5 protein-coding genes and 1 pseudogene are annotated in these 12,054 nt (G+C 41.8%); 5 read left to right on the forward strand and 1 reads right to left on the reverse strand.

Annotated elements, in window-relative coordinates:
- Positions 1 to 448: 448 nt before the first annotated feature.
- The 5 genes and pseudogenes from H6G77_RS03970 to H6G77_RS03990 all read left to right on the forward strand — a co-directional run bounded on the left by H6G77_RS03970 (position 449) and on the right by H6G77_RS03990 (position 9,987).
- Complete coding sequence (locus H6G77_RS03970; RefSeq protein ID WP_190870885.1) at positions 449 to 6,352, forward strand: RHS repeat-associated core domain-containing protein; 5,904 nt, start codon at positions 449 to 451, stop codon at positions 6,350 to 6,352.
- 630 nt (positions 6,353 to 6,982) lie between these two features.
- Positions 6,983 to 7,837, forward strand: a complete 855-nt coding sequence (locus H6G77_RS03975) for a DUF72 domain-containing protein (RefSeq protein WP_190591958.1) — start codon at positions 6,983 to 6,985, stop codon at positions 7,835 to 7,837.
- Between the two features lie 429 nt (positions 7,838 to 8,266).
- The gene (locus H6G77_RS03980) at positions 8,267 to 8,707 is read left to right on the forward strand and encodes a hypothetical protein (protein ID WP_190674435.1); all 441 of its coding nucleotides are present in this window, start codon (positions 8,267 to 8,269) and stop codon (positions 8,705 to 8,707) included.
- Positions 8,708 to 8,944: 237 nt separating this feature from the next.
- Positions 8,945 to 9,154: pseudogene (locus H6G77_RS03985) on the forward strand (phospholipid carrier-dependent glycosyltransferase); the annotation flags it as partial.
- A gap of 215 nt (positions 9,155 to 9,369) precedes the next feature.
- Positions 9,370 to 9,987, forward strand: coding sequence for a hypothetical protein (locus H6G77_RS03990; RefSeq protein WP_190870886.1), 618 nt, complete (start codon positions 9,370 to 9,372; stop codon positions 9,985 to 9,987).
- A 461-nt stretch (positions 9,988 to 10,448) separates the two neighbouring features.
- Here H6G77_RS03990 and H6G77_RS03995 read toward each other — a convergent pair whose 3' ends face one another.
- Positions 10,449 to 11,900: a sensor histidine kinase KdpD gene (locus H6G77_RS03995; RefSeq protein WP_190870887.1), complete on the reverse strand. Its 1,452-nt coding sequence runs from the start codon at positions 11,898 to 11,900 to the stop codon at positions 10,449 to 10,451.
- Positions 11,901 to 12,054: the final 154 nt, after the last annotated feature.

Here is a 12,054-nt window from a genome sequence, read left to right on the forward strand (position 1 = left end):
AAGGAGAAGGAAGTCGAAGTACGCGCCTGGAGCGTGAGTCAATCATTAATATAAGCGTAAAAATCAGGTGTCTAATACTCACCTGATTTTTTTATAAGGACTGACGCAAAAACCTAAAAACATATTTATAGGGTTTCCAACTCTGGTGTGGTACAAAATTTTACCCCTCCCCAACCCTCCCCTTGGCAAGGGGAGGGTGCGCGACAGCGCGGGTGGGGTGTATTTCATCTGCCTGAGAATTGCTATATTGCTCATCTTTGTGACGCAACATTAAGTTTATATAAATAAATATGCTTAGTTGTTTTATTTATTTTGTATCAAGATAGACCCCAAATTTCATAGTTACTTCATAAATAGCTGAAAAACCAATAAACGAATAGTGATATTCTCAGTATAAATTCTGAGCCTTTCTTTAAATCATTCTTTACACAGATAAAATCAATTACTTATGAGTAGCACAGTTACTTACAATTATGTTTCTCCAGGAGTTATCAACGTCACTGATGCTACCGGAGCTACTACTCAGATTAGTTTTACCAGTACAGGTCAAATCCAAAGCATACAAGATGCGCTCAACCGCGTCACGCAGTTTAGTTACGACACCAATGACTATCTCAGTCAAATCACTGCACCAGGAAATATCATTTCCAAATTTAGCTATGATGCCCAAGGGCGATTGTTAAGTCAGACTGACCCATTAAATCAAACAGTTAGCTTTACCTACGGAGCAAATTCTGATTCGCTAACTAAAGTTACAGATCCCAAGGGTCAAGCAATCCAGTATGGGTACAACAACTACGGCGAATTGACCAGCATTACCTATGCTGATGGCAAGTCTGAAACCTTTACCTATGATAAATTTGGCAACTTAACCCAAGCAACAGAGCGTAGTAACGATACTTTCCAATACACCTACGATAGTGCAGACAGAGTCACCCGCAAAACCTTTGATGACGGCACATTTGAACAATACGCATACGATAGCAACGGTAATCTCACCTCAGTTCGGGATGTGAGCGGCGGGACACAAAGCCTGGTATACGATGCTAATAATCGCCTCACAAAAATTACTTATGCTGATGGTCGCTTTCTAGAGTATACCTACGACGCTCAAGGTCGGCGGACTCAAATGAAAGACCAAAGCGGGTTTACGACAAACTACAGCTATGATTCTGATGGTCGTCTGGCGAATTTAACTAATGGTGCAGGCGCAACAATTATTTCCTACACCTACGATGTTTTGGGTCGCTTGTCGCGGGAAACTAACGGCAATGGTACTTACACAACCTACACCTATGACAGCGTAGGGCAAGTAACTAATATCACCAACTATAAGTCTACAGGTACGATTAATTCATCGTTTCAGTACACTTATGACAATTTAGGGCGGCAAACAGCAGCAACAACTCAGGATGGTAGTTGGGCATATACCTACGACACCACAGGACAGTTAACCCGTGCGCGATTTACCTCCACAAATCCTAGTATTACCAATCAAGATTTACAGTATGTCTACGATACTGCGGGTAATCGTATTCGCACGATTGTTAATGGAGTTACAACCAATTACACCGCAAACAACTTAAATCAATACACCACCGTTGGCAGTGCAATTTATACCTATGATGCTGATGGGAATTTAACTAAAGTTGTTGATGGAAGTAATACCTGGACTTATATATATAACGATGAGAATCAACTGATTGGAGGAACGACACCAACCGGGACGTTTAGTTATGAATATGATGCCTTTGGGAATCGGAAGGCGGCGGTTTTCAACGGACAGAGAACAGAGTATTTAGTTGACCCGTTTGGGTTTGGTGATGTTGTTGGTGAATATAGCGGTGGTGCGGCGACCAATTATATTCATGGGATTGGTTTAGTAGGTCGGTTTACTGGGGCGAATGCAGCTTACTACGATTCGGATTTATTGGGTTCAACTGTTGGGTTGACCAATGGGACAGGTACTTATGTTAATCGTTATGTCTATCGTCCATTTGGCGAGAATTTGCTGACAACGGAGGGCGTTGCTAACCCCTTTGAGTTTGTTGGGCAATGGGGGATCATGGATGAGGCGAATGGTCTCGATTTCATGCGGGCAAGGTTTTATGACAGTAAGTTAGGACGGTTCACGGCACTTGATCCGATTGGGTTAAATGGAGGAGATACGAATTTATATCGATACGTTGCCAACAATCCTGTATCACTTGTTGATCCAAGTGGCTTGAAATACATTAATCGCAATAATCCGTCCTCTGAACTAGCGTCTACTCTTCAGGATTTCGGAGATACATTCAATACTAATAATATTTCTGAAGCATTGGGATTTGCGTCAGATTTAGCTGGAGTAATCGCCATAGGAACTTCTCTTCTCAGTGGTGGAACTATACCTCTAGGTCTTATTACTTTTGGTATCGTTACTGGGCTGGGAGAAGCACTTTTAAGCAACGACCCAAACAGTGCGCTTGCAAATTTTTTTGCTGAACAATTATTTGGACTAAAGTTCAATAGATTGTCAAATTTTAAGACTATTTGGGATTTAATTCTTGATATAATTTCTCCGCTTGTTCTTGATCTAGACAATGATGGAATTGAACTAATTTCTCTAGAAAATTCAACAGCTTTCTTTGATCTGGATGCAGATGGTTTTGCTGAGAATACAGGTTGGGTAAAAAGTGACGATGGTATCTTAGCTCTGGATCTGAATAACAATGGACGAATTGATAATATAAATGAGGTTTTTGGCAATGCAACAACTGATGGATTTATCATCCTGAAACAGTTGGACAGTAACAATGACCTGATTATTGATTCCAGAGATGCTCAGTTTGCAAATTTAAAGGTTTGGAAAGATAAAGACGAAGACGGCTTTACTGATGTAGGAGAACTAAGAAGTCTGCTTGATTGGGGTATTCGTAGCATAAACCTGGAATATCAGTCCGTTAACCAAGTTAATGAAGGAAACCACGTCAGTAGCATTAGTAACTATACCCTTACAGACGGTACAACAAGACAAATCGTAGATGTCTGGTTTATTCTAGACCAGATGAATAGCCGTTATAATGGGGAATTTAAACTTAAAGAGGAAGTTCTCTACTTACCTAGCCTTAGAGGTTATGGAGAAATCCCAAACTTATTCATAGCGATCAGCCAAGACCAGACTTTGCTTGGTATGATGCGAAATTTAGTACTTTTAAATACAAATAATTTTGAACAATTTCATGCTCAATTTATAACTCAGGTTGAAGCACTACTTTACCGTTGGGCTGGTGTAGAAAACGTTGCCACAAATAGCCGAGGCTCAAATGTTGATGCTCGCAAACTCACTTTCCTAGAGAAATTTTTTGGTGAAGACTTCCTTCAGAATGGCTCTAATCCAAATCCGGGGTCACAAGCGGGAAATGCAATTACTGGACTTTGGAATGACCTTTTCCGCGAACTTGTGGGGCGTTTGCTTGTTCAAGGGCAAATGCGTAATTTATTCCCCAACTCCACTTTTAACCACAATACCGACACACTAGAAACTAGCACCAGCCTCGATACAATTTTGAGTGGGTTGATAACTAATGCGCCCACTAATTCTAGTCAAGCAATTTTATACTGGAACTTTGCCGTTGCCGGTTTAGATACCTTTGAGAATCGATTTAATCTGTCTCCAGAAGATTTTGACGTTCGCATCAGTCAAACTTTAGCAAATGCAGGATTTTCAGGCTTCCTCAACACCCTCCGCCAAGCTGATTTTCTCCAAGCTTTTGCAAATGTCATTTTCGGTACATCAGGCAATGACACACTCAATGGTGGCACAGGCAACGACCAAATTAACGGTGCTGCTGGCAATGACGTAATTTCTGGTGGGGCTGGAAATGATATTTTAGATGGTGCTTTGGGTAATGACACTGTTAACGGTGGTGATGGTAATGACACCATCAAAGCAGGTTTGGGTACAGACACGGTAGATGGAGGCAACGGTCAAGATACTCTAGAACTAGATTTATCTGCTCAAACTGTAAATCTAACTATCACCAACCCGCTAAACGGTGGAAGCTTACCAGGTATTGTCTCTGCAACAAATTTTGAATTTATCAAACTTACCACAGGTAGCGGTAATGATAGCATCACCCAAGCCAGCATTATCAATGGAAGTGTATTCCGTAGCAATGATGTGTTTAATGGCGGTGCAGGAAATGATGTTATTAATGCAGGGTTAGGGGTTAATGATCAGGTAAATGGAGGATCTGGGATTGACACCCTTATCCTGAATTATTCTGTTGATGACGTTGGCAACAAGCTACAGTTTACTCTTGGTGGTAGCAATGCTAATGGTATTTCTGGTAGTGCGGGACGTACTGCAACTAACAATAGCTGGCTAGATTCAATTAGTTTCTCTGGGATTGAGCGATTTAACATTACAGGTAGTCGCAACGCAGAGACAATTACTACTTGGACTGGAGATGACACTATTAACGGTGGTGCGGGTGACGATACTATCGATGGTGGTGGTGGTAACGATACCATAAACGCTGGCGATGGTGATGATACTGTCATCGTCAGAACTTTGGGCTTTACGGCTGACGGTGGTGCAGGTACAGACAAGCTGGTGCTAAATCTTTCGGCTCAAACTACTGCAATTAATATCACTGTCACTCCAACCGGCATTACCACTCCTGGCGTAACAAACACTATTACCAATTTTGAATCCATTTTATTAACCAATACTGGTAGTGGTAATGACACAGTTAACACTACAGCAATTAGCAGTAACTATTGGATTCGCAGTGATGCAGGGAATGATACTGTCAATACTGGTGCAGGACGCGATCGCCTTGAAGGTGGCGACGGCGATGATATCCTGCGCGGTGGTGCTGGTGATGACACTGGCTATCAAACTTACTCCACACCTGATAGCAGTAGTGGTGACGATGCCGGATTATTTGGTGGTGCTGGTAACGACCAGTTGTTTGGTGAAGCCGGGAATGATGCCTTGTATGGTGGTGATGGCAACGATACCCTCACTGGTGGCGATGGCGATGACTTTTTAGACGGTGGTACAGGTGTTAACCAAAGCATTGGCGGTTTAGGTGTTGACCAACTGCGGTTAAATTATGCCAGTGCGACGACTACAGTCAACGTCACTTATACCAGCACCACTTCTGGAACGGTCACTGACGGTAACACCTTCCGAGAAATTGAGCGTCTCAACTTAGATACTGGCAGTGGCAGTGATACTCTCAATGTCACAGCACTCACTGGTAATTCCAGGATTCGCAGTGGTTCCGGGAATGATACGGTTAATGCTGGTGCAGGACGCGACCGGATAGAAGGTGGTGACGGCGATGATATCTTGCGCGGTGGTGCTGGTGATGACACTGGCTATCAAACTTACTCCACACCTGATAGCAGTAGTGGTGACGATGCCGGATTATTTGGTGGTGCTGGTAACGACCAGTTGTTTGGTGAAGCCGGGAATGATGCCTTGTATGGTGGTGATGGCAACGATACCCTCACTGGTGGCGATGGTGATGACTTCCTCGATGGTGGTCTAGGAATTAACCAAAGCATTGGCGGTTTGGGTGTTGACCAACTGCGGTTAAATTATGCCAGTGCAACTACCGCTATCAACGTCACCTACACCAGCACCGCTTCTGGAACGGTCAGTGACGGTAGCACCTTCCGGGAAATTGAGCGTCTCAACTTAGATACTGGCAGTGGCAGTGATATCCTCAATGTCACAGCACTCACTGGTAATTCCCGAATTCGTAGTGGTGCTGGTAACGATACTGTCAATGCTGGTGCGGGACGCGATCGCCTTGAAGGTGGCGACGGCGATGATATCCTGCGTGGTGGTGCTGGTGATGACACTGGCTTTCAATCTTACTCCACACCTGATAGCAGTGGTTCTGACGATGCTGGGTTATTTGGTGGTGCTGGTAACGACCAGTTGTTTGGTGAAGCCGGAAATGATGCCTTGTATGGTGGCGATGGTAACGATATTTTAGTTGGAGGTTTAGGCAATGATACGCTGACAGGTGGCAATGGAGCAGACCAATTTACCTTTAGTGCTGCTAATCAAGGAATTGATACTATTACTGATTTTCTGAGCAGCCAAGGTGACAAAATTTATGTTTCTGCCTCTGGTTTTGGTGGTGGTTTAGTAGCAGATGCAACAATTACATCCGCACAATTTGTGCTAGGTACAGTTGCGGCTGATGCTTCTGATAGATTTATCTATAATTCAGCGAATGGAAACCTATTCTTTGACATTGATGGTACAGGTTCTCAGGCAGCCGTACATATTGCTACCCTCAGCGCAAATCCTTTGATTACTTATACTGACATCGTTGTTTCGGCATAATGTTGCTGATGAGTACGAATATTCTTCATGGAAAATACAGCCGAGTAGGAGCATAATTGACAAACAGAATTCATGAGAACTTTCAGGCTTAAATCTGTCTTGCTCTATACGTGAAGAATCAGTATGAAATTGGAAAATCAGGTGTGTAATCCTCACCTGATTTTTTATGTAGATAGACCAAAATATCGAGAATGAACGTTCAGAAAACCAAGGTAAAAGCTAGTAATATGTCAAAATTGGCAACAGCAGAATAGTAAGGTTGGGTGTAGCGATAGCGTAACTCAACAGGTCTTGAGAATGTTGGGTTCCGTTCCTCCACCCAACCTACACCTGCTACACCTGCTGGCGTGGGTGGGTTTCCCGACTTGAGCTAAGTGGCGTGTGTATGTATCTAAAACCCTTACGCCACACACCCTTACACCCTTACACCCAATTTTCATAGACAATCTTGGTGCGTAAGTCCTGACCTTTACGCCCTTACACCCAATTTTCATAGACAATCTTGGTGGGTAAGCCCTGTAATAATTGCTTTCAACTATGCTGGTGCTGGAACAATAAGACCTTTCTTCCTGCCTCTAGAATCCCGACACCTTCAGGCTAAAATTAAGTAAGAACACTCAAGGCTAGTCAGTGAACTTTTTTATTGGTTGTGCAGTTTGGGCGTATAAAGGTTGGGTGGGTGAATTTTATCCCCCAAGTACTCGTGCTACGGAGTTTCTGCGAGTTTACAGTCGTCGCTTCACTACGGTTGAAGGCAACACTACTTTTTATGCTGTGCCTAACCAAGAAACTGTGAGTCGTTGGGCGGCAGAAACACCTCTAGGTTTTGAATTTTGCCTGAAATTACCGCGCGATATCACCCATAAAGGTTTACTCCAACCCCATATTCCCGCAGCTTTGAAATTTTTAGAAGGAATGCAGCCTTTAGGGAAACGCTTGGGGCCGATGTTTGTGCAGTTACCTCCCAGTTATCCAGGGAAATTAATTGATGATTTAACTGCTTTTCTAGAAGCTTGGCCGAGAAAAACTGTACCTCTAGCTTTAGAGGTGAGACATTTAGACTGGTTTAAAGAACCTTACAGCAGTCAATTAACAGCGTTGCTAGAAAGTCTCGGTGTCGGAAGAGTGTTGTTAGATTCACGTCCAATTTACAATGGCGAAGATGACCCCCAGTTACAATCAGAACGACGCAAACCCAAATTGCCTGTACAATTCAGTGTAACTGCGCCTTTTAGCCTGGTTCGGTTCATTTCCCATCCCACATTATCTGAGAATCAGCAGTTTATGGCAGAATGGGTGACGCAGATTCAACAATGGTTGCAAGCAGGAACAAAAATCTACTTTTTTGTCCATTGTCCACTAGAAGAGCGATCGCCACACAACGCCCGTCACTTTCAACAGCTATTAGAACAAAGCGGTGTCCCAGTTTCGCCTTTACCTTGGAATCAACTAGAAAATCCACCAAGTCAGCTAAGTTTGTGGTAAGCTTTCTGGGAAATTTCTCTAATTTTTTGCTTTCCTAACATTAGGACTTACGCATCAAAACAAAAAATCAAGGGTTTTGGCAAGGGTTCAGAGGTATAGGGTAGCCAGTGGCGTGTGTACTGATTCAAAATCCTTACACCCCAAACCCTTTCACCCTTACACCCAATCTCCACAGATAATCTTTGTGCGTAAGTCCTGAACATATTCAACTCATACTCACTTCAAAAAGAGTAATAATAGTTATTGCAAGACATTTTTAATAAAGCTAAAGTCGTTCTCTTTTTTAAAAAGGAGATTATATATCCCTGGTTAAATTTGCCAAGAGGATATTAACAATGCTTAAAAATAGCTAATAGAAATGGCTTGATTTTTTATGTGGATTGTGATTAGGGCAATCATTGATAAGTAGTTTCATCAAAGGAGGTTCAGATGAGTCGTCTTCTTTATGAAAAATCAATTTCATATCAAGGATATCTCATCATTCCGTTTGTTTACGGTAAAGCTGATGCTTACGAAATCTATTCCTACAAGCTGTTGTCAGAAATTGGCAATAGAAGTAGATTTCATAAAACAGAAAATCCATCAAGCATCTACGGTAATAGCATTAATAATATTATTGATATTGCCAAAGAACATCTTGACAAAAATTTAGAATTTATCAGTCAACAAGATTGTTTTAAGTTGCGCTATATTTTCCGTAACAACCTGATTATCATCTTTCAACAAAACGGTAAATATTTCTACGATCATTATCCACCAGAGTTATTGAATAATATTGCCGCCCCAAAATTATTCAATTCCGAGTATGAATGCTTGAGTTGGATACAAGCAGGGTTAAATGGACAATATGTCCGACAGCAAGCAAGCTAAACCAAAGTCATACTTGACTTATAGGAGTTACACATAAAAACGAAAAATCAAGGGTTGGGAAGAGGGTGAAGGGGTTTATGGGTGTATGTATCTAAAAACCTTACATCCCACCCCCTTTCACCCATTCTTCACAGACAATCTTTGTGCGTAAATCCTGCTAACAATATTTTACTGACCAAGCTAAACTGGCATAAATAACTTTCTTACCTAGCCACTAGACTCTATTTTTCAGAATTAATGTTGTATAAGTTACCTCGGTTGCAGTCTCTTTGGCAACAATTTCGCTTATCTGCCGCATTTCCTTATCTCAGCTTATTAATTTGGCTACTGCCTTTATTATTATTTACCTCTGGGCAGAATAGTTTGATGGCACATGATGAGGGGGTGTATGCTTGGCGGGCGCGTCGGATGTTTGATTCTGGCGATTGGATAGCACCTTGGGGTACTAAGTCATAATAACGTCTCTACATAGTTTTGGGTTTTGCTGGAAATAAAATTTTGATAATTTTCTAATATTTAATCACTTTTATTTATGAGATTAAAAAAAAAGAGTGTTTGATTTTACTAGTCAAAATGAATATTTTGAAGATGTACTAGTGTTCATCGCCTTAAAAGCAAATTTTTATATATACAACAGGATGCTTCTAACAAGGAGGAAGTCAATGAAAGCCTGGAAAATGCTGCTGGTTACTGTGTTATTTTTCGTGAATTTTTTCGTCGCTCAACCTTCTTGGGCAGATAAAATGTCAAAAATTAGTCCAGACTATCCGGTAGTAGTGCAGAATCTCAATAGTCTATTAATGGCTCAAAATAACCCAGAACAAGCTGGTTATACCGCAGAAGAATTACAGCAAAAAATTGCGGCACTACAATTACAAAAACAAACTCTAGAAACTTCCGAAGATTGGGCTAGTTGTCGAAACGAAACAGGAAAACCATTGGCGATTTATACTCGTAAACCAGAAGATGCAATTCCTAACAGTCTCTACTATTTAGGAAATCGCCAAACTACTGATGAAGACTGGGACTGTGATGCTGTTTATTTACCAAATGATGCTCAAGTTACAGGGTTAAATTTACCAGCAGGAGAACCAGCGATTTTGAAGCTTGTTGATGGCGCACAACTCATTGCTAGAATCAATCCCACTACGCAACAACTTCAATTTGATGTTCCACCTGCATTAGTCGAAGTTCTCAAGCCGGAACAAGTAACTTGGAATGTTCCGAATTTAACTCAAGCAGATATTGATGTCCAAATTCCTAACGCCCCAAATGATTGACATTAGATAAATCAACGGCGATATCGTGACTGATATCGCCGCTAATGCACACCCTCAAGAATCAATTTATTGTGCTACCAGGTGGTGAAGATATTGTCGATTTCTGTGTAGGAAGTTTAGGGAAAACCAGTGATATTAATTTATACCAATTTGAAAAAAGAATGCGACAAATGGATGACTCAAAAGCTTACCGATCAACCCTTACCCAATCCAAAATCTAAAATCTAAAATCCAAAATGGTATTATTTTGAGCAACCCAACATAAATTTATTGATACACAAAAGTTTCTCGGCAATAAAGCCTACATTAAATTACAATCACCATCTTTTGTAGGTTGGGTAGAATGCAGTGTAACCGAACATTTTCCTGTAGTTAATTTACCATTTTTAAACTTCTATACAAGAATTTATTGTTTACTAAAAGCATTGATGTAGAGCAAATGGTGCGATCGCCTGCCTAATTTATCCACAATTTTTTCTCACTTCTAACTTTTGCTGATGGCTAACTTCTAGAGGTAAGAAAATTGTTAAAACTTCGCCATATTGAGGTCTTTGACGCACAATCAGCTTACCGCCAATCGCTTGGAACAAGTGTTTAGTAGCATTTAAATTCAAACTAATTGTCCCTGTTTCTGGTTGAAACATCAGTAATTGCCCCAGAGCTTTCCGAATTGGTGGTGTAACAAATGTATCTGGCGTTTCCGGGTTTTGGCACTGGAGTTGCGGTGACAATTGCAGCTTGAGTTGATCGCCGGCGGGAATAACTTGTACTTGAATATGGCTCCCAGCAGGTAAGCTACGGGTAAAATTCTCCATTAATCCCGTCAGTACCCGATCTAACATTGTCGGATTACTGACTACTGTAGGCAATTGTTGGGGAACCACCACTTCTAAGGTGAGGTTGCGTCGAGATGCAGCTTGTTGCCAACGGGGAATACTCTGTTGCAGAACTTGATGCAGCGACATCGGCGTAAGATGAGTATTAGCCCCTTTTGTAGCAGTACAAGTTTCTAATTCTGCCGCCTTAAACAGCAACTCCATCCGATCAATTTGCTCAGTACACTCATGATCAATAATTTCTAAGCGGTTAACCACAGCCGCAGGTAAGTCACGCCGCTTGAGTAGCAGACGTGTCATGGTGCGAATGGTAGTTAAGGGAGTGCGAACCTCATGAGCAAAGGCTTGCAGCAATTCAACATCGGGAACTGGATGTTGGGTATTGGGAATTGAAGGTTGGGAATGAGGTATGTTGCTTGCGGTTTCCGACTCTTTCGCAACTTCTGGTTCTGGCAATTCTTGAAGTAGCAACTGACTAAATTGCATCGCAACGCGATAATCCGGCGCGACTGGGGAATATTGCTGTACTAACCCATCAAGTTCCGCGCAAAAATCAGGATTAGTCAGCATCACCCGCGCCCCTATGGCTCGCCATGCTTGGTGAACTATTTGGGGTTCAAAGGAAAATGAAAATCTTTTGTTGCCATTTTTGCATTCTGCCAAAACCAAGACTAATCGGAATTTCTCTGTAAATACCAAGCAAAACTGCTCGGAAACTAAGGGATCAGCAGGTAGTATCGGCAGTACTGCTTCTTGAAAAGAATGTTCTTGGGCTACCGTGGTTGTGGTAGGCATTTGAAACGGCATCAAAGCCAAGGGGTTAAAGGGCTTGGCTGTGAAAGTCACCGTTTGGATGTTTTGAGTTAATATTGGCTGACTAAATAAAGGTGCTGGTGCGGCTAATACTAGTGCTGGTGTAGCCGATGAAGTGATTGCTAAACTCTCGATTAATAAATGTTCTGTTGCGGCTAAACTCATCCGCCACTGTCGCTCTGCCTTGGCTGGTGAACATTCAGCCATAGTTGATTGACTGTCGGCTAAAACTTCACTCAGACTTGGCAAGATCCATTCGTACACAGGTTTTCACCCCTTGGTTGAAGAGCGACTAAATTTTGACTACTACTTAAGAGGTTATAGTCATTTGTGTACAACAGACAGTCGTATAACCGAACAAGATAGGCGCGATTTCCCCGTCACTTAGGAAAATTTTACATTGCATTTTATAGGGAAT

The organism is Aulosira sp. FACHB-615, assembly GCF_014698045.1.
Classification (GTDB): domain Bacteria; phylum Cyanobacteriota; class Cyanobacteriia; order Cyanobacteriales; family Nostocaceae; genus Nostoc_B.

Bases quoted from the DNA above. Each gene is read 5' to 3' on its own strand.
- H6G77_RS03970 (WP_190870885.1), top strand. From the start codon at position 449: ATGAGTAGCACAGTTACTTACAATTATGTTTCTCCAGGAGTTATCAAC.
- H6G77_RS03980 (WP_190674435.1), top strand. From the start codon at position 8,267: ATGAGTCGTCTTCTTTATGAAAAATCAATTTCATATCAAGGATATCTC.
- H6G77_RS03990 (WP_190870886.1), top strand. From the start codon at position 9,370: ATGAAAGCCTGGAAAATGCTGCTGGTTACTGTGTTATTTTTCGTGAAT.